22 protein-coding genes are annotated in these 25,104 nt (G+C 48.2%); 9 read left to right on the top strand and 13 right to left on the bottom strand.

What is annotated here, in order from left to right:
• Positions 1 to 3: 3 nt before the first annotated feature.
• The 8 genes from mnmE (at position 4) to yieF (ending at position 8,398) form a co-directional block, all read left to right on the top strand.
• Positions 4 to 1,368, top strand: coding sequence for a tRNA uridine-5-carboxymethylaminomethyl(34) synthesis GTPase MnmE (gene mnmE / locus FEM44_RS10125; protein ID WP_135523344.1), 1,365 nt, complete (start codon positions 4 to 6; stop codon positions 1,366 to 1,368).
• A 241-nt stretch (positions 1,369 to 1,609) separates the two neighbouring features.
• Positions 1,610 to 1,684 (top strand): tryptophanase leader peptide, encoded by a 75-nt coding sequence (tnaC, locus tag FEM44_RS10120; protein ID WP_001364348.1) that lies wholly within the window; start codon positions 1,610 to 1,612, stop codon positions 1,682 to 1,684.
• A gap of 222 nt (positions 1,685 to 1,906) precedes the next feature.
• Positions 1,907 to 3,322 (top strand): tryptophanase, encoded by a 1,416-nt coding sequence (gene tnaA, locus FEM44_RS10115; RefSeq protein WP_130206804.1) that lies wholly within the window; start codon positions 1,907 to 1,909, stop codon positions 3,320 to 3,322.
• A gap of 91 nt (positions 3,323 to 3,413) precedes the next feature.
• Positions 3,414 to 4,661 (top strand): low affinity tryptophan permease TnaB, encoded by a 1,248-nt coding sequence (gene tnaB, locus FEM44_RS10110; protein ID WP_135523345.1) that lies wholly within the window; start codon positions 3,414 to 3,416, stop codon positions 4,659 to 4,661.
• Positions 4,662 to 4,795: 134 nt separating this feature from the next.
• Entirely contained in the window at positions 4,796 to 5,971 is a 1,176-nt protein-coding gene (gene mdtL / locus FEM44_RS10105; protein ID WP_135523346.1) for a multidrug efflux MFS transporter MdtL, read from the top strand.
• Positions 5,946 to 6,905 carry an HTH-type transcriptional regulator YidZ gene (yidZ, locus tag FEM44_RS10100; protein WP_130258393.1) on the top strand — a complete coding sequence of 320 codons (960 nt, stop codon included), beginning with the start codon at positions 5,946 to 5,948 and terminating at the stop codon, positions 6,903 to 6,905. The genes mdtL and yidZ overlap by 26 nt, the downstream gene beginning before the upstream one ends.
• Before the next feature lie 155 nt (positions 6,906 to 7,060).
• Complete coding sequence (locus FEM44_RS10095) at positions 7,061 to 7,810, top strand: 4'-phosphopantetheinyl transferase family protein (RefSeq protein ID WP_135523347.1); 750 nt, start codon at positions 7,061 to 7,063, stop codon at positions 7,808 to 7,810.
• A gap of 21 nt (positions 7,811 to 7,831) precedes the next feature.
• On the top strand, positions 7,832 to 8,398 hold the full coding sequence (gene yieF, locus FEM44_RS10090; protein ID WP_135523348.1) for a class I chromate reductase YieF: 567 nt from the start codon (positions 7,832 to 7,834) through the stop codon (positions 8,396 to 8,398).
• Between the two features lie 55 nt (positions 8,399 to 8,453).
• Here yieF and adeP read toward each other — a convergent pair whose 3' ends face one another.
• Positions 8,454 to 9,791 carry an adenine permease AdeP gene (adeP, locus tag FEM44_RS10085; RefSeq protein WP_135523349.1) on the bottom strand — a complete coding sequence of 446 codons (1,338 nt, stop codon included), beginning with the start codon at positions 9,789 to 9,791 and terminating at the stop codon, positions 8,454 to 8,456.
• A 166-nt stretch (positions 9,792 to 9,957) separates the two neighbouring features.
• Here adeP and yieH point away from each other — a divergent pair, with 166 nt between their 5' ends.
• Complete coding sequence (gene yieH, locus FEM44_RS10080; protein ID WP_135523350.1) at positions 9,958 to 10,623, top strand: 6-phosphogluconate phosphatase; 666 nt, start codon at positions 9,958 to 9,960, stop codon at positions 10,621 to 10,623.
• Between the two features lie 92 nt (positions 10,624 to 10,715).
• On the opposite strand, the gene phoU is transcribed toward yieH, so the two are convergent.
• The 12 genes from phoU to FEM44_RS10020 form a co-directional block, all read right to left on the bottom strand.
• Entirely contained in the window at positions 10,716 to 11,441 is a 726-nt protein-coding gene (gene phoU / locus FEM44_RS10075) for a phosphate signaling complex protein PhoU (RefSeq protein WP_135523351.1), read from the bottom strand.
• A 14-nt stretch (positions 11,442 to 11,455) separates the two neighbouring features.
• Complete coding sequence (gene pstB / locus FEM44_RS10070; protein ID WP_000063120.1) at positions 11,456 to 12,229, bottom strand: phosphate ABC transporter ATP-binding protein PstB; 774 nt, start codon at positions 12,227 to 12,229, stop codon at positions 11,456 to 11,458.
• A 90-nt stretch (positions 12,230 to 12,319) separates the two neighbouring features.
• Positions 12,320 to 13,210, bottom strand: a complete 891-nt coding sequence (gene pstA / locus FEM44_RS10065; RefSeq protein ID WP_001251991.1) for a phosphate ABC transporter permease PstA — start codon at positions 13,208 to 13,210, stop codon at positions 12,320 to 12,322.
• Positions 13,210 to 14,169, bottom strand: coding sequence for a phosphate ABC transporter permease PstC (gene pstC, locus FEM44_RS10060; protein WP_135523352.1), 960 nt, complete (start codon positions 14,167 to 14,169; stop codon positions 13,210 to 13,212). Before pstC ends, pstA begins: the two co-directional genes overlap by 1 nt.
• Before the next feature lie 86 nt (positions 14,170 to 14,255).
• The gene (gene pstS, locus FEM44_RS10055; protein ID WP_135523353.1) at positions 14,256 to 15,296 is read right to left on the bottom strand and encodes a phosphate ABC transporter substrate-binding protein PstS; all 1,041 of its coding nucleotides are present in this window, start codon (positions 15,294 to 15,296) and stop codon (positions 14,256 to 14,258) included.
• A gap of 226 nt (positions 15,297 to 15,522) precedes the next feature.
• A complete protein-coding gene (locus FEM44_RS10050; protein ID WP_135523354.1) occupies positions 15,523 to 16,614 on the bottom strand; it encodes a fimbrial protein in 1,092 nt (363 codons plus the stop codon).
• A complete protein-coding gene (locus FEM44_RS10045) occupies positions 16,605 to 19,112 on the bottom strand; it encodes a fimbria/pilus outer membrane usher protein (protein ID WP_135523355.1) in 2,508 nt (835 codons plus the stop codon). Before FEM44_RS10045 ends, FEM44_RS10050 begins: the two co-directional genes overlap by 10 nt.
• A gap of 18 nt (positions 19,113 to 19,130) precedes the next feature.
• Positions 19,131 to 19,859: a fimbrial chaperone gene (locus FEM44_RS10040; protein ID WP_441316615.1), complete on the bottom strand. Its 729-nt coding sequence runs from the start codon at positions 19,857 to 19,859 to the stop codon at positions 19,131 to 19,133.
• A gap of 34 nt (positions 19,860 to 19,893) precedes the next feature.
• A complete protein-coding gene (locus FEM44_RS10035) occupies positions 19,894 to 20,469 on the bottom strand; it encodes a chaperone-usher fimbrial major subunit (protein WP_135523357.1) in 576 nt (191 codons plus the stop codon).
• Between the two features lie 458 nt (positions 20,470 to 20,927).
• Complete coding sequence (glmS, locus tag FEM44_RS10030) at positions 20,928 to 22,757, bottom strand: glutamine--fructose-6-phosphate transaminase (isomerizing) (protein ID WP_135523358.1); 1,830 nt, start codon at positions 22,755 to 22,757, stop codon at positions 20,928 to 20,930.
• A 162-nt stretch (positions 22,758 to 22,919) separates the two neighbouring features.
• Complete coding sequence (glmU, locus tag FEM44_RS10025) at positions 22,920 to 24,290, bottom strand: bifunctional UDP-N-acetylglucosamine diphosphorylase/glucosamine-1-phosphate N-acetyltransferase GlmU (RefSeq protein ID WP_130215080.1); 1,371 nt, start codon at positions 24,288 to 24,290, stop codon at positions 22,920 to 22,922.
• A 387-nt stretch (positions 24,291 to 24,677) separates the two neighbouring features.
• Positions 24,678 to 25,097 carry a F0F1 ATP synthase subunit epsilon gene (locus FEM44_RS10020; RefSeq protein WP_001251965.1) on the bottom strand — a complete coding sequence of 140 codons (420 nt, stop codon included), beginning with the start codon at positions 25,095 to 25,097 and terminating at the stop codon, positions 24,678 to 24,680.
• Between the last annotated feature and the right edge of the window lie 7 nt (positions 25,098 to 25,104).

The following is a 25,104-nucleotide window of genomic DNA, read 5'->3' as shown; positions in this document are numbered from 1 at the left end:
ATCATGAGCGATAATGACACTATCGTAGCCCAGGCCACGCCTCCGGGACGTGGCGGCGTTGGCATCCTGCGCATCTCCGGCCTCAAAGCCCGTGAAGTTGCCGAAACAGTGCTGGGTAAACTGCCTAAGCCGCGCTACGCCGATTATCTTCCGTTTAAAGACGCCGACGGCAGCGTGCTCGATCAGGGGATTGCGCTATGGTTCCCTGGCCCGAACTCGTTCACCGGCGAAGATGTGCTGGAACTGCAGGGTCATGGCGGTCCGGTGATCCTCGACCTGCTGTTAAAACGTATTCTGACCATTCCCGGCCTGCGGATTGCCCGCCCGGGTGAGTTTTCAGAACGCGCGTTTCTTAACGATAAACTCGACTTAGCCCAGGCCGAGGCGATTGCCGATCTGATCGATGCCAGTTCGGAACAGGCGGCCCGTTCGGCACTTAACTCGCTGCAAGGCGCATTCTCCACACGGGTCAACCATCTGGTGGAAGCCCTCACCCACTTGCGTATTTACGTCGAAGCGGCGATTGATTTCCCCGATGAAGAGATCGATTTCCTCTCCGACGGCAAAATTGAAGCCCAGCTCAATGGCGTAATTGCCGATCTTGACGCAGTACGCGCCGAAGCTCGTCAGGGCAGCCTGTTGCGCGAAGGGATGAAAGTGGTGATTGCCGGGCGTCCTAACGCCGGTAAATCGAGCCTGCTGAACGCGCTGGCTGGGCGTGAAGCGGCGATCGTAACTGATATCGCCGGAACCACGCGTGACGTGCTGCGTGAGCATATCCACATTGACGGAATGCCGCTGCATATCATCGACACCGCCGGGTTACGTGAAGCCAGTGACGAAGTGGAACGTATTGGTATCGAGCGTGCGTGGCAGGAAATTGAACAGGCCGACCGCGTGCTGTTTATGGTCGATGGCACCACGACAGATGCCGTTGATCCGGCAGAGATCTGGCCGGAATTTATCGCCCGTCTGCCTGCGAAACTACCGATCACCGTCGTGCGCAATAAAGCCGATATCACCGGCGAAACGCTGGGAATGAGCGAAGTGAACGGTCACGCGTTAATTCGTCTCTCGGCAAGAACTGGTGAAGGTGTGGACGTGCTGCGTAACCATCTCAAACAGAGCATGGGCTTTGACACCAACATGGAAGGCGGCTTCCTGGCGCGCCGTCGTCACCTACAGGCGCTGGAACAGGCGGCGGAGCATTTGCAGCAAGGTAAAGCACAGCTGTTGGGCGCATGGGCTGGCGAATTGCTGGCGGAAGAGCTGCGCCTGGCGCAGCAGAACTTGAGCGAGATTACCGGGGAGTTTACCTCTGACGACCTACTGGGGCGGATTTTCTCCAGCTTCTGTATCGGTAAGTAACCGCACTTACGAAGCCGCATCTGGTAATCAGGATGCGGCTTTGTTTTCCTGTTTGCATACTTTTTATTAATCAATTCATCTTATAAACATTAAAATTTTAATGCAGCGTATTTTTCTGAAAAAACATTTAATAATGCATCTCGAACGATTGTGATTCGATTCACATTTAATAAACTTAGGAATAGATATAAAAACCTTAATGTAATAGTGTAGCAACATGTCTTTCGAGGATAAGTGCATTATGAATATCTTACATATATGTGTGACCTCAAAGTGGTTCAATATTGACAACAAGATTGTCGATCACCGCCCTTAATTTTCCCTTCTGTAGCCATCACCAGAGTCAAACCAATTGGATTCAATGTGATCTATTAGTTTGCCATGCCTTAATTTTACCTTTTAGACAAGCCATTATTGCTTTATCTATTTGCTCGTCTAAATAAATGTACTCGCATACATAATTATGGTGAATTAATGGTTATTGCAGACGCAATATTCACAGGGATCACTGTAATTAAAATAAATGAAGGATTATGCAATGGAAAACTTTAAACATCTCCCTGAACCGTTCCGCATTCGTGTTATTGAGCCAGTAAAACGTACGACTCGCGCTTACCGTGAAGAAGCGATTATTAAATCTGGTATGAACCCGTTCCTGCTGGATAGCGAAGATGTGTTTATCGATTTACTGACCGACAGCGGCACCGGGGCGGTAACTCAAAGTATGCAGGCAGCGATGATGCGCGGCGACGAAGCCTACAGTGGCAGCCGCAGCTACTATGCGTTAGCCGAGTCAGTAAAAAATATCTTTGGTTATCAATACACTATTCCGACCCACCAGGGCCGTGGCGCAGAGCAAATCTATATTCCGGTACTGATTAAAAAACGCGAGCAGGAAAAAGGTCTGGATCGCAGCAAAATGGTGGCGTTCTCTAACTATTTCTTCGATACCACTCAGGGTCATAGCCAGATTAACGGCTGTACCGTGCGTAACGTCTATATCAAAGAAGCCTTCGATACTGGCGTACGTTACGACTTTAAAGGCAACTTTGACCTCGAAGGATTAGAACGCGGTATTGAAGAAGTTGGCCCGAATAACGTGCCGTATATCGTTGCGACCATTACCAGCAACTCCGCAGGCGGCCAGCCGGTTTCACTGGCAAATATGAAAGCGATGTACAGCATTGCGAAGAAATACGATATTCCGGTAGTGATGGACTCCGCGCGCTTTGCCGAAAACGCCTATTTCATCAAACAGCGTGAAGCGGAATATAAAGACTGGACTATCGAGCAGATCACTCGCGAAACCTATAAATATGCCGATATGCTGGCGATGTCCGCCAAGAAAGATGCGATGGTGCCGATGGGCGGCCTGCTGTGCGTGAAAGACGACAGCTTCTTCGATGTCTACACCGAATGCAGAACGCTGTGCGTAGTGCAGGAAGGCTTCCCGACTTATGGTGGTCTGGAAGGCGGTGCGATGGAGCGTCTGGCGGTGGGTCTGTATGACGGCATGAACCATGACTGGCTGGCTTATCGTATTGCGCAGGTGCAGTATCTGGTCGATGGTCTGGAAGAGATTGGCGTAGTATGCCAACAGGCGGGCGGTCACGCGGCGTTCGTTGATGCCGGTAAACTGTTACCGCATATCCCGGCAGATCAATTCCCGGCACAGGCACTGGCGTGCGAATTGTATAAAGTCGCCGGTATCCGTGCGGTAGAAATTGGTTCCTTCCTGTTAGGTCGCGATCCGAAAACCGGTAAACAACTGCCTTGCCCGGCAGAACTGCTGCGTTTAACCATTCCACGTGCAACATATACCCAAACACATATGGACTTCATTATTGAAGCCTTCAAACATGTGAAAGAGAACGCGACAAATATTAAAGGATTAACCTTTACCTACGAACCAAAAGTATTGCGTCACTTCACCGCAAAACTGAAAGAAGTTTAATTAACACTACAGAGTGGCTATAAGGATGTTAGCCACTCTATTTCCCCTACATCCTCAATAACAAAAATAGCCTTCCTCTAAAGGTGGCATCATGACTGATCAATCAGAAAAAAAGCACTCTGCATTTTGGGGTGTTATGGTTATAGCCGGTACAGTAATTGGCGGTGGGATGTTTGCTTTACCTGTTGACCTTGCCGGTGCCTGGTTTTTTTGGGGCGCTTTTATTCTTATTATCGCCTGGTTTTCAATGTTACATTCAGGCCTATTATTATTAGAAGCAAACTTAAATTATCCCGTCGGCTCCAGTTTTAACACCATCACCAAAGATTTAATTGGCAACACCTGGAACATTATTAGCGGTATTACCGTTGCCTTCGTTCTTTATATTCTCACTTATGCTTATATCTCTGCTAACGGCGCAATCATTAGCGAAACGATATCGATGAATTTGGGCTATCACGCTAATCCACGCATTGTCGGGATCTGTACGGCCATTTTCGTTGCCAGCGTATTGTGGATAAGCTCTTTAGCCGCCAGTCGTATTACCTCGTTGTTCCTCGGGCTGAAGATTATCTCCTTTGTGATCGTGTTTGGTTCTTTCTTCTTCCAGGTCGATTATTCCATTCTGCGCGATTCCACCAGCACGACTGCGGGGACGTCTTACTTCCCGTATATCTTTATGGCTTTGCCGGTGTGTCTGGCGTCATTTGGTTTCCACGGCAATATTCCCAGTCTGATTATTTGCTATGGAAAAAAGAAAGATAAACTAATCAAAAGCGTAGTTTTCGGCTCGCTGCTGGCACTGGTGATTTATCTCTTCTGGCTTTATTGCACGATGGGGAATATCTCGCGAGAAAGTTTTAAAGCGATTATCTCCTCGGGCGGTAACGTTGATTCACTGGTAAAAACGTTCCTCGGCACCAAACAGCATGGCATTATCGAATTTTGCCTGCTGGTGTTCTCCAACTTAGCTGTCGCCAGTTCGTTCTTTGGCGTCACGCTTGGGCTGTTCGATTACCTGGCGGATCTGTTTAAGATTGATAACTCCCACGGCGGACGTTTCAAAACCGTGCTGTTAACCTTCCTGCCACCCGCTTTGTTGTATCTCGTCTTCCCGAATGGCTTTATTTACGGGATTGGCGGTGCCGGACTGTGCGCCACCATCTGGGCGGTCATTATCCCCGCGGTACTGGCAATCAAAGCACGCAAGAAGTTTCCCAATCAGATATTCACGGTCTGGGGCGGTAATCTTATTCCAGCGGTTGTCATTCTCTTTGGTATCGCCGTGATTTTGTGCTGGTTCGGCAACGTCTTTAACGTGTTACCTAAATTTAGCTAAGCCCTTAAAGAAGCCAGCGGTCATTCGCTGGCTTCTTTCCTGCCAGGAAATCTCTTTTGTCCAAATGGCAACTCGCCTGATTCTCCTTCACCACGTATGCTTTGCGTCACCTTCCCGTCAGGACGCTTTATCCCATGTCCCGCTTTTTAATTTGTAGTTTTGCCCTGGTTTTACTCTATCCCGCAGGTATTGATATGTACCTGGTCGGCTTACCGCGCATCGCCGCCGATCTCAATGCCAGCGAAGCGCAGTTGCATATTGCGTTCTCCGTTTACCTTGCGGGGATGGCAGCAGCAATGCTATTTGCCGGGAAAGTGGCCGACCGTTCAGGGAGAAAACCTGTCGCCATCCCCGGCGCGGCGCTATTTATTATCGCCTCGGTGTTCTGTTCACTGGCTGAAACCAGCGCGTTATTTCTTGCAGGACGCTTTTTGCAGGGACTCGGCGCGGGCTGTTGTTACGTGGTGGCATTCGCGATTTTACGCGACACGCTGGACGATCGACGTCGGGCAAAAGTGCTGTCATTACTCAACGGCATTACCTGCATCATTCCGGTGTTAGCGCCAGTGCTTGGCCACCTGATTATGCTTAAGTTCCCGTGGCAGAGCCTGTTCTGGGTAATGGCGCTGATGGGTGTCGCGGTACTCATGTTGTCATTGTTTATTTTAAAAGAAACCCGCCCTGCGACACCTGCCGCTTCGGGCAAAACACGAGAAAATACCGAGTCGTTGCTTAACCGCTTTTTCCTCAGTCGAGTGCTTATCACCACCCTCAGCGTCTCAGTCATACTTACCTTCGTGAATACGTCGCCAGTATTGCTGATGGAAATCATGGGCTTTGCGCGCGGAGAATACGCCACCATTATGGCGTTGACCGCAGGTGTCAGCATGACCGTATCGTTCTCCACGCCATTTGCGTTGGGGATTTTTAAGCCACGTACGTTGATGATCACCTCGCAGGTGTTATTTCTGGCGGCGGGAATCATCCTTGCGGTTTCGCCTTCCCATGCAGTTTCGCTATTTGGCATCACGTTGATTTGCGCTGGTTTTTCGGTGGGATTCGGCGTGGCAATGAGTCAGGCGTTAGGGCCGTTTTCATTACGCGCGGGCGTAGCCAGTTCGACATTAGGCATTGCACAGGTTTGCGGTTCATCACTGTGGATTTGGCTAGCGGCGGTAGTCGGCGTAGGCGCATGGAATATGCTGATCGGGATTCTGATTGCCTGTAGCATAGTGAGCCTGTTGCTGATTATGCTCGTCGCGCCTGGACGCCCCGTTACCGCTCATGAAGAAATCCATCACCACACTTGATCTGAATTTGCTGCTCTGCCTGCAACTGCTGATGCAGGAGCGCAGCGTGACCAAAGCGGCGAAGCGGATGAACGTGACGCCTTCGGCGGTGAGCAAATCTCTGGCAAAGCTTCGGATATGGTTTGATGACCTGCTCTTTGTGAACTCACCGCTGGGCCTGACGCCAACGCCGCTGATGGTCAGCATGGAGCAAAATCTGGCGGAGTGGATGCAAATGAGCAATCTGCTGCTGGATAAACCGCACCACCAAACGCCACGTGGTCTTAAGTTTGAGCTGGCAGCAGAATCGCCGCTGATGATGATCATGTTTAACGCGCTGTCGAAACATATTTACCAGCGTTACCCACAGGCGACGATTAAACTGCGCAACTGGGATTATGACTCGTTGGATGCAATTATTCGTGGCGAAGTGGATATCGGTTTTACCGGACGAGAAAGCCACCCTCGCTCGCGAGAACAGCTTAGTCTTCTGCCGTTGTCTATTGATTATGACGTATTATTTACAGACTTACCGTGCGTCTGGTTGCGCAAAGATCATCCGGCGCTGCGTGAAGAATGGGATCTGGATACTTTTTTACGTTATCCACATATCAGCATTTGCTGGGAACAGAGCGATACCTGGGCGCTGGACAATGTGTTGCAGGAATCAGGACGCGAACGCACGATTGCCATGAGTCTGCCGGAATTCGAGCAGTCACTGTTTATGGCGGCGCAGCCCGACAATCTGCTACTGGCGACCGCACCGCGCTACTGTCAGTACTACAACCAACTCCACCAGCTTCCACTGGTTGCACTCCCTCTCCCGTTTGACGAAATCCAGCAAAAAAAGCTGGAAGTGCCGTTTACTCTGCTGTGGCACAAACGGAACAGCCATAACCCGAAGATCGTCTGGTTACGGGAAACCATTAAAAATCTTTACGCCTCGATGACATAATTAAATCGTATAAAACGCGACCATATTTCGCGATAAAATGTAAAAAACATGTAATAAATTTATCTGAATCGAACTTTTCGCCGCTTTAGTCTGTCCATAATTTCAGTAAATGATTACTCTGTATTCATAATGGACCATTAAGCATGGAGCGAAAAATGGCGACTCACTTTGCCCGAGGGATTTTAACGGAAGGACACCTGATATCTGTTCGTCTACCCTCCCAGTGTCATCAAGAAGCCCTAAATCTTCCCCCTCATCGTCAAAGTCGTTTCCTGGCGTCCAGAGGTTTACTCGCAGAACTGATGTTCTTGCTGTACGGCATTAGTGAATTGCCGGAAATCGTCACCCAGGCTAAAGGAAAGCCGGTTTTCCACGATAAAAATTTACCATCATTTTCAATATCCTATGCAGGAAACATGGTCGGTGTGGCGTTAACAACCGAAGGTGAATGTGGCCTCGATATGGAACTACAGCGCGCGACTCGTGGGTTTCATAGCCCTCACGCGCCCGATAACCATGCTTTTTCCAGCAATGAATCACTATGGATCAGTAAGCAGAACGATCCTAACGAAGCGCGAGCGCAGCTCATCACGCTGCGCCGAAGCGTGCTAAAACTTACCGGTGATGTTCTGAATGACGACCCGCGAAATCTGCAGTTGATGCCCATTGCGGGACGCCTGAAATGTGCCCATGTAAATCATGTAGAAGCAATATGCGACGCAGAGGAAGTGCTGGTATGGTCCGTGGCGGTCAGCCCAGCGATTGAAAAGCTCAATGTCTGGGAGTTTGATGGTAGGCAAGGCTGGAAAAGCCTGCCGGATATTCACAGCCGCGCCAATAATCCTACCAGCCGGATGATGCGTTTTGCCCAGCTCTCTACCGTGAAGTCATTTTTGCCAAATTGATAGACAACCACAGGAGTCATCATGTCTGAAAAATTGAAGGTGGTTACGTTATTGGGAAGCCTGCGCAAAGGTTCATTTAATGGCATGGTTGCACGTACGCTGCCGAAAATTGCCCCAGCGGGTATGGAAGTTAACGCGTTGCCATCTATTGCTGACATTCCCTTATATGACGCAGACGTACAGCAGGAAGACGGTTTTCCAGCAACGGTTGAAGCTCTGGCGGAACAGATTCGTCAGGCGGATGGTGTGGTGATCGTGACGCCGGAATATAACTACTCGGTGCCGGGCGGGCTGAAAAATGCCATCGACTGGCTTTCCCGCCTGCCCGATCAGCCATTGGCCGGTAAACCGGTGTTGATTCAGACCAGCTCAATGGGCGTAATTGGCGGCGCACGCTGTCAGTATCATCTGCGCCAGATTCTGGTCTTCCTCGATGCCATGGTAATGAACAAACCAGAGTTTATGGGCGGCGTGATTCAGAACAAAGTCGATCCACAAACCGGAGAAGTGATTGATCAGGGAACGCTGGATCACCTGACCGGGCAATTGACCGCATTTGGCGAGTTTATTCAAAGGGTGAAACTCTAAATAAAAAACCCGCCTGCGGTAACGCATGGCGGGTTTTTTTAACGAGCTATCGGTTTTAGTGTCCGTCGATAAACACAATCTTCAGGATAAACAGCAGCGCCACGATGATTACGCACGGGCTAAGGTCACGCAGACGTCCGGTGCCGATTTTCATCACGCAGTAGGAGATAAAGCCCAGCGCAATACCTTCGGTAATCGAGAAGCTAAACGGCATCATCACGGCGGTAATAAACGCCGGAACGGATTCGGTGAGATCCTGCCATTTCACACGCGCAAGACTTGATGTCATCAGTACGCCAACGTAAATCAGCGCGCCAGCCGCGGCGTAGCCTGGCACCATCCCCGCCAGCGGCGACAGGAAGATAACCAGCAGGAACAGCAGGCCGACAACCACTGCCGTCAGACCGGTACGACCGCCAACGGAAACGCCGGAAGAAGACTCAATGTATGCCGTGACGGAAGAAGTACCGATAAACGAACCGGTCACGGAAGAGATACTGTCGACATACAGCGCCTGCTTCATGCGCGGGAATTTACCTTTCTCATCCGCCAGACCGGCTTTATCGGTTACGCCAATCAACGTACCGGAGGAGTCAAACAGGTTGACCAGCATGAAAGAGAAAATCACCCCTGCCAGTCCGAGGTTAAACGACCCTGCTAAATCCACATGCCCCACCACCGTCATCACGCTCGGCGGCGCAGAAACGATGCCATTATAGTGGACATCACCCAGCATCCAGCCCAGAAGCGTCGTCACCACGATGGAAACCAGCACCGCCGCGTGAATGTTACGTGAGGCCAGAATGGCGATGATGAAGAAGCCGAGGATACCCAGCAGCACGCTGTGAGAAGTCAGATTACCGATGCTCACCAGCGTTTCTGGATTCGCGACAATCACGCCCGCGTTTTTCAGCCCCATCATGCCGATAAACAGGCCGATACCGCTAGTAATACCCACACGCAGACTCACAGGAATGTTGGCTATCATCCAGTAGCGAATGCGGAAAATCGTCAGCAGCAGCAGACCAATCGCGCCCCAGAAAATGGCGCCCATCCCAACCTGCCATGGCAAGCCCATCGCCTGCACAACGACAAAAGCGAAGAACGCATTCAGACCCATAGCGGGAGCCAGCGCGACTGGCAGGTTAGCAAACAGCCCCATCAGAATACTGCCGAACGCAGCAATCAGACAGGTGGTGACGAAGACGGCGCTGGTATCCATGCCAGCAACGCCGAGAATTTGCGGGTTAACAAAAACGATGTAAACCATCGTCAGGAAGGTGGTAAAACCGGCGATCACTTCGGTCCGTGCCGTCGTGCCATGTTCGCGCAGTTTAAACACGCGTTCCAGCATCCCCTGGCCAGAAGCCTGGGTTGTGTGTTGTTGACTCATTATCTATTTCCGAACAAGGAGGGAAAATACGTCGCTATCGTATACCAAAATGAGACAATATGGACGGCTGAAGATAACTTTTTTTCATTGTATTTGCTTATACGGCAACGATTGCGTCGCGCTAATCTGCATGACGAAAACGTTAAACTAACGATAAAGGAAAGACATGTCCCAGATAGAAGCGGTATTTTTCGACTGTGACGGTACGCTGGTCGATAGCGAGGTCATTTGCTCTCGTGCCTATGTCACGATGTTCAGGGAATTTGGCATTAACGTTGACCTTGAAGAAATTTTTACCCGCTTTAAAGGCGTAAAACTCTACGAAATCATCGACATCATTAGCAAAGAACAGGGCGTAGAAATAGTTCGTGCCGATGCCGAGCACGTTTACCGTGCGGAAGTGGCACGTCTGTTTGATAGCGAACTGGAGGTGATTGCGGGTGCTAACGAATTGCTGGCTAGTGTGAAAGTGCCAATGTGCGTCGTCTCTAACGGCCCGGTCAGCAAGATGCAGCATTCGCTTGGTAAGCTCAACATGCTGCACTATTTCCCGGAAAAGTTGTTCAGTGGCTATGACATCCAACGCTGGAAGCCCGACCCGGCATTAATGTTCCATGCCGCAAAAGCGATGAATGTGAACGTTGAAAACTGCATTCTGGTCGATGACTCCAGCGCCGGTGCGCAGTCAGGAATCGATGCCGGTATGGAGGTGTTTTACTTCTGCGCTGACCCGCATAATAAGCCGATCGTTCATCCGAAAGTCACTACCTTTACTGAGCTGGTTCAGTTACCGGAGCTCTGGAAGGCTCGTGGCTGGGATATTACTCGGTAAATAAAGAGACCGGTGATATATCTCACCGGTCAAATTATGTACTCGCAGATTGCCGGATGCGGATAAATGCCTTATCCGGCCTACGCTTGGCGTTACGCTTTCGGATCTTTTTCTGCCAGCAGTTTATCCAGCTCATCGCCGCCGACGTGACGGAAATCCTGCCCTTTCACGTAGTAGAAGATGTATTCACAGATATTCTGACAACGGTCACCGATACGTTCGATTGAACGCGCACAGAACAGCGCGGTAAGTACGCTCGGAATCGTGCGCGAATCTTCCATCATGTAAGTCATCAGCTGGCGCACGATACCTTCGTACTCCTGATCGACTTTTTTATCTTCACGATAAATACGCACCGCTTCGTCAATATCCATGCGCGCAAACGCGTCCAGCACGTCATGCAGCATCTGGATTGTGTGACGCCCCAGAGACTCCAGACTTACCAGCAACGGTTGATGCTGCTGGGAGAATTTCTCCAGTGCAGTGCGACAGATTTTATCCGCCACGTCGCCAATACGCTCCAGCTCGGAAATGGTTTTGCTGATCACCATCACCAGACGCAGATCGCTCGCCGTCGGCTGACGTTTAGCGATAATGCGCACGCAGGCTTCATCGATCGCGACTTCCATCATGTTGACGTTTTTGTCGCCTTCGATCACGCGCTTCGCCAGATCGCTGTCCTGGTTGTGCATAGCGGTGATGGCATCAGTAAGCTGTTGCTCCACCATACCGCCCATGGTCATCACCTGCGTGCGGATGCTTTCCAGTTCAGCGTTGAACTGGCCGGAAATATGTTTATTAAGATTGAGACTGTCCATAACGCACTCCTGAATCAACCGTAACGACCGGTGATGTAGTCTTCTGTTTGTTTCTTCGCTGGCTTGGTGAACAGATCGTCCGTGTTGCTGAACTCAATCAATTCGCCCATATACATAAATGCCGTGTGGTCGGAACAACGCGCCGCCTGCTGCATGTTGTGGGTGACGATCACCACGGTGTAATCCTGCTTCAGTTCGGTGATCAGCTCTTCAATACGCCCGGTGGAGATGGGGTCGAGCGCCGAACACGGTTCGTCGAGCAGCAGCACTTCCGGGCGAATGGCGATACCACGTGCAATGCACAGACGCTGTTGCTGACCACCAGAGAGAGAGTAACCACTCTGGTGCAATTTATCTTTGGTTTCGTTCCACAATGCGGCCTTGGTCAGTGCCCACTGTACGCGCTCGTCCATGTCGGCACGAGAGAGCTTCTCAAACAGACGGACACCAAAGGCGATATTATCGTAGATGGACATCGGGAACGGCGTCGGTTTCTGGAACACCATGCCCACTTTCGCACGAAGCAGGGCGATATCCTGAGTGTTAGTCAGGATGTTGTCGCCATCGAGCAGAATTTCACCTTCCGCACGCTGATCCGGATACAGTTCAAACATTTTGTTGAAGGTACGCAGCAGCGTCGATTTACCGCAGCCGGACGGCCCGATAAACGCCGTAACCTGGTTTTTAGCGATATCCAGGTTGATGTTTTTCAGGGCATGGAATTTGCCGTAGTAGAAGTTCAAATTACGAACCTGAATTTTACTCGGGGCAGTTTCAACCATACTCATTGCAATCTTTTCCTCATCGTGCCTGATGCACTTCGCTAATCAGGCTTACCGTAGGCCGGATAAGGCGCTCACGCCGCATCCGGCAAAGTGTTAACCGTGTTTATTCTTCGCAAAAACAACGCGCGCCAGAATGTTCAGCAGCAGGACGCACAGGGTAATGATCAACACCCCGGCCCAGGCCAATTGCTGCCATTCCGCAAACGGACTCATCGCAAACTTAAAGATCGTCACCGGCAGGTTGGCGATCGGCTGCATCATGTCCGTGCTCCAGAACTGGTTGGAGAGCGCGGTAAACAGCAGCGGTGCGGTTTCACCGGCAATACGGGCAATCGCCAACAGGATACCGGTCATGATCCCGGATACCGACGCTTTCAGCGTAATCGCGGAGATCATCTTCCACTTCGGCGTACCCAGCGCATAAGCCGCCTCACGAAGGCTGTCTGGCACCAGTTTCAGCATGTTCTCGGTGGTACGGATAACAATCGGCACCTGCAACAGCGCAAGGGCAATCACGCCCGCCCAACCGGAGAAGTGCTCCATCTGCGCCACCACGATGGTGTAAACAAACAGACCAACCACAATCGACGGCGCGGAGAGCAGGATGTCGTTAATGAAGCGAATAACTTCTGCCAGCCAGGATTTACGACCATATTCCGCCAGATAAATCCCCGCCATGATACCCAGCGGCGTACCGAATACCGTGGCCCACAAAATTAACAGGCCGCTACCCGCCAGGGCGTTCGCCAGACCACCGCCTTCAGTATTTGGCGGCGGCGTCATTTCGGTGAACAGCGCCAGCGACATACCGTCAATACCGCGAGTGATGGTGGACATTAAAATCCAGATCAGCCAGAACAGACCGAAGGCCATCGTCGCCATCGAGAGCGTCAGTGCAATACGGTTTTTGAGGCGGCGACGCGCCTGCATTTTGCGGCGAGATTCTGCCAGCGCCGCAGTGGTTTGCATTTCAACCATAGCCATTAGCGTGTCCCCTCATTTTTAGCCAGGCGCATAATCATAAACTTCGATGCGGCGAGGACGATGAAGGTAATCACAAACAGGATCAGGCCCAGTTCCATCAGTGCAGCAACGTGCAGACCGGATTCCGCTTCGGCAAATTCGTTGGCCAGCGCAGAGGTGATACTGTTGCCCGGCATGTACAGCGAGGCGCTGTCGAGCTGGTAGGTGTTACCGATGATAAAGGTCACCGCCATGGTTTCACCGAGCGCGCGCCCCAGCCCCAGCATAATGCCGCCGATAACCCCATTTTTGGTGAACGGAAGAACGATACGCCAGATAACTTCCCAGGTGGTGCAGCCGATACCGTAGGCTGACTCTTTCATCATCACCGGGGTTTGCTCGAACACATCGCGCATTACCGCCGCAATGTAAGGAATGATCATGATGGCGAGGATCACGCCTGCCGCGAGGATACCGATACCAAATGCCGGGCCAGAGAACAGCGCGCCGACAATCGGGATATTCGACATGATATTGCCGACCGGCTCCTGGAAGTAAACGGCGAACAGCGGCGCAAAGATAAACAGGCCCCACATGCCGTAAACGATACTTGGAATGGCTGCCAGCAGCTCAATGGCGATACCCAGCGGGCGCTTCAGCCAGCCAGGCGCAAGCTCGGTCAGGAACAGGGCGATACCGAAACTCACCGGGACGGCGATCAGCAGCGCGATAAACGAAGTCACCAACGTACCGTAGATCGGTACCAGCGCCCCGTAGATATCGTTCGGTGCATCCCACTCTTTGGTCCACAGGAAAGCCAGACCAAATTTCTGAATGCTCGGCCAGGAGGAGATGATCAGAGAGACAATAATGCCACCCAACATCAATAGCACAATCAGCGCCGCCAGTTTTACCAGCACGCTGAAAATTATGTCGCCCTTTTTACCCGGTGGGTTAAAAGCAGGCTTGGTTGCAGCCATAAGTTACTCTTCAGTTAAACGCGTTTACAAAGTCATTTTGTAATGCCGGATGCGGCGTAAAACACCGTACCCGGCCTGGAGTTTTATTAGTACAGCGGCTTACCGCTACTGTCTTTAATATTGGTCTTCCACGCAGCGCGAACCTGTTCAACTACGCTATCCGGCAGGCTGGCGTAATCCAGGTCGTTCGCCTGTTTAGCCCCGGTTTTGTACGCCCAGTCGAAGAATTTCAGCACTTCTGTGCCTTGTTCTGGTTTCTTCTGATCTTTGTGGATCAGAATGAACGTGGTAGAGGTGATAGGCCACGCATCTTCGCCTTTCTGGTTAGTCAGATCCTGAGCGAATGTTTTGCTCCAGTCTGCGCCTTTTGCAGCGTTAGCGAAGTTTTCTTCGGTCGGTGCAACAGGTTTACCGTCCGCTGAAATAAGTTTGGTATAAGCGAGGTTATTTTGCTTGGCATACGCATATTCAACGTAACCAATTGCCCCCGGCAGACGCTGAACGAACGCAGCAATACCGTCGTTACCTTTACCACCCAGACCGATCGGCCATTTTACGGTAGAGCCAGTGCCGACGTTGTTTTTCCACTCTTCGTTCACTTTCGCCAGGTAACTGGTGAAGACGAAGGAAGTACCGGAGCCATCTGCGCGGCGCACTACGGCAATGTTCTGTGAAGGCAGTTTCAGCCCCGGATTCAGTTTGGCGATGGCTTCGTCATCCCACTTCTTGATTTTGCCCAGGTAGATGTCGCCGAGCGTTTTACCATCCAGCACCAGTTCGCCAGACTTCAGCCCCGGAATGTTAACCGCCAGCACCACGCCGCCAATCACGGTCGGGAACTGGAACAGACCTTCCTGAGCCAGTTTTTCGTCAGACAGCGGCGCGTCTGAAGCACCGAAATCAACGGTATTGGCGATAATCTGTTTTACGCCACCGGAAGAACCGATACCCTGGTAGTTAACTTTATTACCGGTTTCTTTCTGGTAAGTGTCAGCCCATTTGGCATACACCGGCGCAGGGAAGGTTGCACCTGCACCTGTCAGGCTTGCTTCTGCAAACACAGAGAAAGCACTCATCGATAAGGTCGCGGCGACAACAATTGCGACGGTGGTACGCATAACTTTCATAATGTCTCCTGGGAGGATTCATAAAGCATTGTTTGTTGGCTACGAGAAGCAAAATAAAACAAACAGGTGACAGTTATATGTAAGGAATATGACAGTTTTATGACAAGCGGGATTATCTTTTTACTTATTGATTTATATTGTCTTTTTTATGATGACTTAATCATCAAAAGCAGAATCATTGAGCAAATATGACAACGACTGTCATCAACAATCGTTGTCTGTGAAATTAATTTGAAAATTCAAAGGTTAGCGTAGCCGTTGCACTGAATGGCGTTGGTTGTGGTCTTGTACCTGTGGCGCTGGCAGGTGCGCTTGAAAATAAAAGATGACCTTCTTTTTCGCCAAAAGATGAAGCAGTAAAGTCAGGTTCCATAACACCGCCATGCACGTCTACTTCTTGATCGTATTTATCATACACTTTGATGGCAACATCTGGATTTGTTGTCTGAATCATTGATGTATCGGAACCTACGGCATTAGCATTCAATAAAACATTGATTTGGTTCCATGAATAGACTCCACCAGTACATTTTATATCAGCATTCATCGTGATTTTTCTGTTGCGTAGTGATGAGCCTGCTGTAGAAGAAAACTCAGAGGCAGGGATTTTCTTAAAATCAAATATAATGACCTGATCAGAGTTTATCTCACATGTTTGTGGTGCAGTTATATCACCGGATATATATACATTGACAATCGGTTGAGAATAATCAACAGGTGTATCCCGGCTAATAGTTCCAAACAATCTGGCTATCAAGGTGTCGGGGATAATTGTCTTGCCAACAAAAGGTTTTTTAACGTAAAAATAAATTTTTGAATCTGTGCCGCTTATTATATTCAATGGTTCTACACGATTACATAAATAATCTATTTCAGCACCATCACCAGCATCATTTTCTACATATTCGAATGGAGCATTGTGATATCCTTTATTAAGGACATAAAAAGAGATCCCAACATCAAGGTAGCTATTTAAGTTATAATAATTAAGACCTGAGTGAGCTCCCGCTGGAAGCAGAGCATTATTTATTTCAGCGGTATAATAAACACTTTCAAATTTCCCCACTGTTCCTGTATCACAATGACAATGCCCCATAAAGGAATCATTGTTATTGACGTCTTTTTCAAAAATTTCACCCGTGGCATTTTGAAACCCAACTATCTGATAATTTGGGAACCTTAATCTAGTGGTATGAGTACCACCATCAGCCGTACAAATACCATTCGGAGCCGCCGATACGTCGAGACATGTCAAGGCAACAATCGTTCCGATCACCCATATAACAATATATTTTATATAATATTCTTTTAATGACATATAGCATCCTGTTGAATTAATCCTGCATCACCTTCTGATTCATTTACTATATAGTCAACCGTACAGTTTTTAGCTGCACTGTCTCCCCATACTATTTTTATTTTTCCCTGCTCAGATAAACCAGAAAGATAGAGTTCACCGTTATCACCCACAATACCTACCGAACCACTGTCAACTGAAGCCATTGCACCAAAAGGGACTGGTTTGCCATTATCTTGTAAAAGAGTAAAAAATACTCTTGAGCCGATATGCGTTAAAAATTCAGCTTTTACCACTGCACCACGTGTTGGTACAATATTTACTACAGAGTTATCCAACTCGACATTTTCATTCAAAAAATAACTATTGCTAATAGCAATACGGTTTTCACTGTAGGGACTAAGTTGTGTTTTGACGGTAAACCCACGCCAGTCAGTTGCCACGCCTGTGGTATTTTCAACATCAAGACCAGACGCGCCAGGTACCTTAATAAGAGCAACGGTGTCCCCAAGTTCCTGGCTAAAAGTAATACCTTCGCTATGTGCCAATATTCCCCCCCTGGCACCATAATTTAAACGCTGTACATTACGGTCATAATTATAACTGCTATTGACTGAGCCATACGTTCCATCATAGGTCAGCGCAAGACTGCCACCTGCAGTGTCATCATCACTGGTGTATGATTGCGTCAAATTATAGGAGAGATTGTTTCTTTCCAGCATAGTGCCACTCAAGCCAACCTGATGGGAGCTATTGGAATAATCATTTTGGGTAACTGAATACGTCGCAAATGAATTATTTAGCCAACCCGATAAAGGAACAGAAAGCGACAACATATAAATTTGTTCGTTGTCATTATCCTTAGTATTATTGCTTCCATATCGACTGGAAGACATATCAGAGTAACTCCATGACATATTCCATGATATGCTATTCCAGCTGTTGCTATAACCAAATTGAATTAAACGTTCAATATTATTCGTATGCCAATATTCCTGACGACTCAATGTCAAATAAACATTTCCGTATCCTTGTTCAAAGGATTGCGTTAATGTACCTTCAACTCGACTACGTCTGTTTCCTGTTTGCCAAAAATCATCCTGATTATTATATCTCGAAGACCATTCATCCAGAGTGTAATAACCTTCTGTAGAATAACGGTAACCAACAAGACGGATGCTCGTATCGGTATCATTAAAGAATTTAGAATAAAGAAATCGGTATGATTGTCCGGTTTCATTTTCGGCATCGTCGAACTGCGCTTGTGCATGTGTTACATCAAGAGATACTGCACCAAAACGCCCTAAATCTTTACCGATACCCAGAGCAAAAGAAGAATAATCTTCAGCAAGTTGAGCACCGCTATACAGGGTAATCCCTTTTGACAAACCATGGATGACCTGTGCCTGCATTACACCCGGTTTATGGTGTTCATCATTGCGTAATTCACCAATACTAAAATCAATATCCGTTTGCCCTTCACGCTTAAGAACAGCTAAAGAAGCATAAGGCTGAGTAAAATGTTGTTCAGTACCATCTTCTTCTTTAATGGTTATATCGAGATCGCCACCGGAACTGACGGTATTGAGATCGGTTATTGCAAAAGCGCCCTGCGGGACAGCAGTCTGATAAATAATATAATTATTCTGCCGGATAATAACTGTAGCATTAGTTTTAGCAATGCCGTGCACTACAGGAGAAAAACTGTTTTGGCTTACCGGTAACATATCGTTATCCGTATATAACCGAACACCTCTAATTTGAGTACTATCAAATATATCGCTTGCAGTCCATGTATCACCTAACATAATTTGGCTACGTAATGAAGGAATATTACGCTGTAACCACGTATTAATTGAGTGGTACTCCGCATCGCCATTTGTTATGTTTAATGTACTGTAATTACGCAGTCGCCATGCACCAATGTTCAATCCATTGCGTATATTGAGGTAGTTACTATCCTCCGCACTGTAATCTGCTTTTAATGTATGACTACCTGAAAAATCATAGTTCACCATCAACGCATTAATACCTTCATCCCAGCGAGTCGGGCTAATATAATCACGTGTATTCATATCAAGGTAAATCTGCGGAATAGTGATATTAAGGCGTAATAATTGACCATCAAATAACCACGTTGAACCTGTAATGAGAGGTACGGGATTTACACAAGATTTTTCATCTGCATCGTTAAGTGAAGGTAGCGTTTTAACTTTTACCCCCATCGACGCAAGCGTTTCTTTCAGAGAAATAAAACAGGGATAAAGCTCTTGCTCCTCGTTGTCATGGATAAATTTTACATCCCGGCGCTCAAACATTTTGCTATTGATATAAATATCAACATTGTAGACACCAGCGGGCAACGTGTTTGCCCGGTTAAACTGGCTGATATCGACACCTGTTGGATGATCAATTTCCAATAATGCGGGATTAAAAAAATTATCATCAGCTATGACTTGTCCGGAAAGGATGAGTAAAACTCCCGACATTGTATGAGTAAAAAAAGTTGTTTTAGCCATAAGAATGCCCCCGATAAATCACAATGTGACCTTAATTTTTTCGCTCACAGCGCCATAATCATTAATAAATCGCCAATACATATTTTTGCCACTTGCCTGTGCGGGCAAAGGTAACGTAAGCGTTTCAAAGGGGCGAATCATATTCAGTGGAATGTCTTTACCATCGACATTAACTTCCATAATATTAATATGGATAGCATTTGTATTTTCAACAATGAGATTATTTGCCTGGCGATGCCATTTAACATTAACCGCGCCAGATTCTGGAATTGTTTTTATGGATGCTGGGCGCCAGAATAGTTTTATACGTGTTTTTATCGCTATCTCTAACGCGTTAACATCTTTGTTTTTATTTGCAGGAGGAATGTTTTTGACATTCAGCCAGAATACCGACTCCCGATCTTCTGGTAAAACACCTTTCGTTTTTATAATACGTAACACTTTTTCCTGTAAGGGTTCCAGTCTTGAAACAGGCGGAATAACAGCAAACGGGGCTTTACTTTTATCATCTTTATTAAAGGGGTCGACCCACGCCTGGACAAGATAGGGAATTTTGTCTTCTTTGTTATAAACGGAGACAGTAACGTCTGATTTATTACTTAAGTAAACCAACCGTGTGCCACCAATAATAATTCCGGCATGCGCACATGTGGAAATAAGAAAAATAAAAACAAGTCCAATAATTTTCATCATGCGAGTTGCCATTATTCCATTTTGACAGAGCCTGATTACATAAAATAATAAGATGCCTTTATTTCAGTATAAAAAGGCTCTAGTTAGTTTACTTCATGTACTCGATAGTAAATTGAGCATCAGCGTTAGCTGTACCCGCAGTTACAGCAGCACTTGTTGCAATGTAGCGAGCAATAAATTTCATTTCAGCGGTGCCAAGCGTTTTATCTATATTGGCCCATGCTGAGTCTGTATATAATTTAACCTGGCTATTATCTTCACGGTTAAAAATACGAATTGCGACACCTGTAGCTGCAATTGCTGCACCCTGACCCGTATAATCGCCTGGGGTAGTCGTGTTCAGAGGATTACCAATTGCTAAATCACCACTCGCATTTGATGCTTCAACGCCATCAAAACGAACTGCGGCTTTGTCATAGGTTGCCGGACATTTTTCCAGTTTGATGCTAAACGCCTGCGGAGAAGCGAGATCTCCCGGTGCAGAAAAAGCCGTTTTATTAACTTTGCCTAATGGGACAGTTTGATCGTTGGTATCAGAGGTTACTTCACAGGTGCTGTCTACAATTTCACCGACAAAGTGAACGGTTCCATCTTCAGCTAAAACATGGCCTGACATTAAAAGAGCAGACAGCGTCAGCGCACCGCCAATAATATTACGTTTCATAAAAACTCCATTAATAATTTATATCTATTCCAATAAATCATAAATAAAACATATGTTTTAACCTTACGATTCTGAAGGATATTACAATAATGAAATTTCATTATCCAGATATTAATATTAATTACAAAAATTTTCTGAAAGTAATATTTATTACAAGAGATAGCATTATTGCAACTTAATTACAAGGTTTACAACAAATAAAATAGCAAAGGATAATATTTAGGAATAAATTAATACAAAAAAACAATGAATTATAAAAAAACAAATACATGAAACTTATATTATTTTTTTGAATGATATATTTAGTAGTGTGATTTATATTTTTAGCAAATATAAAAGTGGATTTATTGTGTTGTCCGTCAATTAAACATATAGAGAATATAAATATCATTTATTATTTAAATGTAAAAAGGGCTGCCATACGGCAGCCCTTTATTAATGATTCAATGAATTATTATTTACTCAACCGTAACCGATTTCGCCAGGTTACGCGGCTGGTCAACGTCAGTACCTTTGATCAGCGCGACATGGTACGCCAGCAGTTGCAGCGGAACGGTGTAGAAGATCGGTGCGATAACCTCTTCCACATGCGGCATCTCAATGATGTGCATGTTATCACTGCTCACAAAGCCAGCGTCCTGATCGGCGAAGACGTACAACTGACCGCCACGCGCACGAACTTCTTCAATGTTGGATTTCAGTTTTTCCAACAGTTCGTTATTCGGCGCGACGACGATAACCGGCATATCTGCGTCAATCAACGCCAGCGGACCATGTTTCAGTTCACCCGCAGCGTAGGCTTCAGCGTGAATATAAGAGATCTCTTTCAGCTTCAATGCGCCTTCCAGCGCGATTGGATACTGATCGCCACGGCCCAGGAACAGCGCGTGATGTTTGTCAGAGAAATCTTCTGCCAGTGCTTCAATACGTTTGTCCTGAGACAGCATCTGCTCAATACGGCTCGGCAGCGCCTGCAGACCATGCACGATGTCATGTTCAATGGAGGCATCCAGACCTTTCAGGCGAGACAGTTTCGCCACCAGCATCAACAGCACGGTTAACTGAGTGGTGAATGCTTTGGTAGACGCCACGCCAATTTCAGTACCCGCATTAGTCATCAACGCCAGATCGGATTCACGTACCAGAGAAGAACCCGGAACGTTACAGATTGCCAGCGAGCCCAAATATCCCAGCTCTTTCGACAGACGCAGGCCAGCCAGGGTATCCGCGGTCTCGCCAGACTGCGACAAGGTGATCATCAGGCTATTGCGGCGTACAGCAGATTTGCGATAGCGGAATTCAGAGGCGATTTCGACGTCGCACGGAATACCTGCCAGCGATTCAAACCAGTAACGGGAAACCATACCGGAGTTGTAAGAAGTACCACAGGCGAGGATCTGAATATGCTCAACCTTCGACAACAGTTCGTCGGCATTCGGCCCCAGTTCACTTAGATCAACCTGACCGTGGCTGATACGTCCGGCGAGAGTGTTTTTGATGGCGTTTGGCTGTTCGTAGATCTCTTTCTGCATGTAGTGGCGGTAAATACCTTTATCGCCCGCGTCATATTGCAGGTTGGATTCGATATCCTGACGTTTTACTTCCGCGCCTGATTTATCGAAGATGGTTACCGAACGGCGAGTCACTTCGGCAATATCGCCCTCTTCGAGGAAGATAAAGCGACGAGTCACCGGCAGCAGCGCCAACTGGTCAGAAGCGATAAAGTTTTCGCCCATACCGAGGCCAATCACCAACGGACTACCAGAACGTGCCGCCAGCAGGGTATCCGGGTGACGGGTATCCATAATTACCGTGCCATAAGCGCCACGCAACTGCGGAATAGCACGCAGAACAGCTTCACGCAGAGTGCCGCCCTGTTTCAGTTCCCAGTTAACCAGGTGAGCAATAACTTCGGTGTCGGTTTCAGAAACGAAGGTATAGCCACGCGCTTTTAACTCTTCACGCAGCGGTTCATGGTTTTCGATGATGCCGTTATGCACCACCACAATGTGTTCAGAAACATGCGGATGCGCATTCACTTCTGAAGGTTCGCCGTGCGTCGCCCAGCGAGTATGAGCAATACCCGTACCGCCATGCAGAGGATGTTCTTCCGCTGCCTGAGCCAGCATCTGGACTTTACCGAGACGGCGCAGACGGGTCATATGACCTTCTGCGTCAACAACCGCCAGACCAGCAGAGTCATAACCGCGGTATTCCAGACGACGTAAACCTTCAAGAAGGATTTCTGCTACATCACGTTGCGCGATCGCGCCAACAATTCCACACATAGTTTTTGATTCCGGTTTATATCGTTGTCGGTCAACCTGTATGCCCGTTTTTTCGGGCGCCCCGAGCCTTGTAGAGAGTGGGGTTATTTTTATAGTTACTGCTTGTAGGAGGGAGATTATGTTATCTCCTCATCCCTGGAGGCCGGATTTACCCAGCCAGAATTACTTTTTCTTTGCCGGACGACGCCAGCCTTCTTTTTGCGACTGCGGCACGCGGCTGATAGCTAATGCGTTTTCGCCAACATTACGCGTCACAGTTGTACCGGCAGCAATCGTCGCTCCTTTACCCACCGTTACAGGAGCCACCAGCTGGGTGTCGGAACCGACAAATACATCATCGCCGATAATGGTTTTGAATTTATTCGCTCCATCATAGTTGCAGGTAATGGTTCCCGCACCGATGTTAACGTTATCGCCGATCTCCGCATCGCCCAGGTAAGTCAGATGACCGGCTTTCGAGCCTTTACCCAGACGAGCTTTTTTCATCTCAACGAAGTTACCGACGTGTGCGCCTTCCAGCAACTCAGCACCGGGACGCAGACGGGCAAACGGGCCGATGGTACAGGCCGCTGCCAGATTAGCATCTTCCACTACGGTATACGGGCTAATTTCACAATCATCACCAATCACGCTGTTTTTAATCACGCAACCGGTGCCGATTTTCACGCGATTACCGAGAGTAACGTTACCCTCGATGATAACGTTAGTATCAATTTCAACATCGCGCCCGTGAGTAAGTGTACCGCGCAGATCAAAACGGGCCGGATCGCGCAACATAACGCCTGCTAACAACAGTTTTTCAGCCTGTTCGGACTGGTAAACGCGCTCCAGACGAGAGAGTTGCAGGCGGTTATTCACGCCTTCAACTTCGCTTAAACGTTGCGGGTGAACGGCAACGATTTCACGTCCTTCCTGATACGCCAGCGCAATAATGTCGGTGATGTAGTATTCGCCCTGAGCGTTATTGTTGGTCAGCTTCGCCAGCCAGCGTTTCATATCTGCGCCGTTGGCGATCAGAATGCCGGTGTTGATTTCCTGAATCTGACGCTGCTCGTCGGTGGCATCTTTGTGCTCAACAATGCCGGTAACTTTGCCGTTTTCACGGGTGATACGTCCATAACCGGTCGGATCATCCAGTTTCACTGTCAGCAGGCCAATGCCGCCCTGCGGTTTAGCATCACGCAGGCGCTGGAGTGTTTCAACAGAGATCAGCGGCACGTCGCCATAGAGCATTAAAATGTCTTCATCATCGGCAAAGAAAGGTGCAGCCTGCTGCATTGCATGACCCGTACCCAGCTGTTCTGCCTGAAGCACCCAGTTCAGGTTGTCGTCTTTCAACGCCTGTTTAAGCAGATCGCCGCCGTGGCCGTAAACCAGGTGAACGTGCGCTGCGCCTAATTCATTCGCAGCATCAATGACATGCTGAACCATCGCTTTCCCGGCAAGGGTATGCAGCACTTTCGGAAGATCGGAATACATGCGAGTGCCTTTGCCTGCTGCAAGGATCACTACGCTCATAGCATTATTCAACATACGCGTCCTGACTGTAATTTGAGAACGAATTTAAACCGCTTCACATTGAAAAAACTACATTTTTTTCATCGTGAAATGGACAGGGGATAAATTGCTCAATAACGGGTTATCCCCGCTGGCGAAAACACCATTTTCGACCATTGGCGCGCCTTTTGTCTGCATAAAAGTAAGGTAGCACCTTCATTTAAGTGTCTGCATGATGTTTTTGCTCTTATTTCGATCAATGAATAAACAGGAAAACCAGCGAAGGATTTCGCATAATTATAAAAATGAGTTTAATTGCGGGATATAAAAATGCGCAGGATATAGCAGAACCAATCTCGCTGCGGCGCGCGAAAAAAAAGCCAGCCTGTTTCCAGACTGGCTTTTATGCTTTTCAAGCCGGTGTTACATCGCTTTTTTGGTCAACTCGATAACGCGCAGCTGCGCGATCGCTTTGGCCAGTTCCGCAGACGCCTGAGCGTAATCTACGTCGCCGTGAGAGCTGCTAATGTGCTCTTCAGCCTTACGTTTCGCTTCCATGGCTCGCGCTTCGTCGAGATCCTGTCCGCGAATTGCGGTGTCGGCCAGAACGGTCACGTTGCCAGGCTGCACTTCAAGAATGCCGCCAGACAGATAGATAAACTCTTCGTGACCGTGCTGTTTCACGATGCGAATCATACCAGGCTTAATGGCGGTGAGCAGCGGTGCGTGGCCCGGGTAAATTCCCAGTTCACCTTCGCTACCCGTTACCTGGATTTTCTCGACCAGACCAGAGAACATTTGTTGCTCTGCGCTGACGACGTCCAGGTGGTAAGTCATTGCCATATCACCC

It is taken from the genome of Escherichia sp. E4742 (assembly GCF_005843885.1).
Lineage (GTDB): Bacteria > Pseudomonadota > Gammaproteobacteria > Enterobacterales > Enterobacteriaceae > Escherichia.
Note: the sequence above shows the minus strand (reverse complement) of the source record. Positions and strands in the feature narration are given on the sequence as shown.

Bases quoted from the DNA above. Each gene is read 5' to 3' on its own strand.
- yidZ (WP_130258393.1), top strand. From the start codon at position 5,946: ATGAAGAAATCCATCACCACACTTGATCTGAATTTGCTGCTCTGCCTG.
- glmU (WP_130215080.1), bottom strand. From the start codon at position 24,290: ATGTTGAATAATGCTATGAGCGTAGTGATCCTTGCAGCAGGCAAAGGC.
- yieF (WP_135523348.1), top strand. From the start codon at position 7,832: ATGTCTGAAAAATTGAAGGTGGTTACGTTATTGGGAAGCCTGCGCAAA.
- mnmE (WP_135523344.1), top strand. From the start codon at position 4: ATGAGCGATAATGACACTATCGTAGCCCAGGCCACGCCTCCGGGACGT.
- tnaA (WP_130206804.1), top strand. From the start codon at position 1,907: ATGGAAAACTTTAAACATCTCCCTGAACCGTTCCGCATTCGTGTTATT.
- FEM44_RS10035 (WP_135523357.1), bottom strand. From the start codon at position 20,469: ATGAAACGTAATATTATTGGCGGTGCGCTGACGCTGTCTGCTCTTTTA.
- FEM44_RS10045 (WP_135523355.1), bottom strand. From the start codon at position 19,112: ATGGCTAAAACAACTTTTTTTACTCATACAATGTCGGGAGTTTTACTC.
- FEM44_RS10020 (WP_001251965.1), bottom strand. From the start codon at position 25,097: ATGGCAATGACTTACCACCTGGACGTCGTCAGCGCAGAGCAACAAATG.
- pstC (WP_135523352.1), bottom strand. From the start codon at position 14,169: ATGGCTGCAACCAAGCCTGCTTTTAACCCACCGGGTAAAAAGGGCGAC.
- phoU (WP_135523351.1), bottom strand. From the start codon at position 11,441: ATGGACAGTCTCAATCTTAATAAACATATTTCCGGCCAGTTCAACGCT.
- mdtL (WP_135523346.1), top strand. From the start codon at position 4,796: ATGTCCCGCTTTTTAATTTGTAGTTTTGCCCTGGTTTTACTCTATCCC.
- tnaB (WP_135523345.1), top strand. From the start codon at position 3,414: ATGACTGATCAATCAGAAAAAAAGCACTCTGCATTTTGGGGTGTTATG.
- pstB (WP_000063120.1), bottom strand. From the start codon at position 12,229: ATGAGTATGGTTGAAACTGCCCCGAGTAAAATTCAGGTTCGTAATTTG.
- yieH (WP_135523350.1), top strand. From the start codon at position 9,958: ATGTCCCAGATAGAAGCGGTATTTTTCGACTGTGACGGTACGCTGGTC.
- FEM44_RS10095 (WP_135523347.1), top strand. From the start codon at position 7,061: ATGGCGACTCACTTTGCCCGAGGGATTTTAACGGAAGGACACCTGATA.
- FEM44_RS10050 (WP_135523354.1), bottom strand. From the start codon at position 16,614: ATGTCATTAAAAGAATATTATATAAAATATATTGTTATATGGGTGATC.
- adeP (WP_135523349.1), bottom strand. From the start codon at position 9,791: ATGAGTCAACAACACACAACCCAGGCTTCTGGCCAGGGGATGCTGGAA.
- pstS (WP_135523353.1), bottom strand. From the start codon at position 15,296: ATGAAAGTTATGCGTACCACCGTCGCAATTGTTGTCGCCGCGACCTTA.
- glmS (WP_135523358.1), bottom strand. From the start codon at position 22,757: ATGTGTGGAATTGTTGGCGCGATCGCGCAACGTGATGTAGCAGAAATC.
- pstA (WP_001251991.1), bottom strand. From the start codon at position 13,210: ATGGCTATGGTTGAAATGCAAACCACTGCGGCGCTGGCAGAATCTCGC.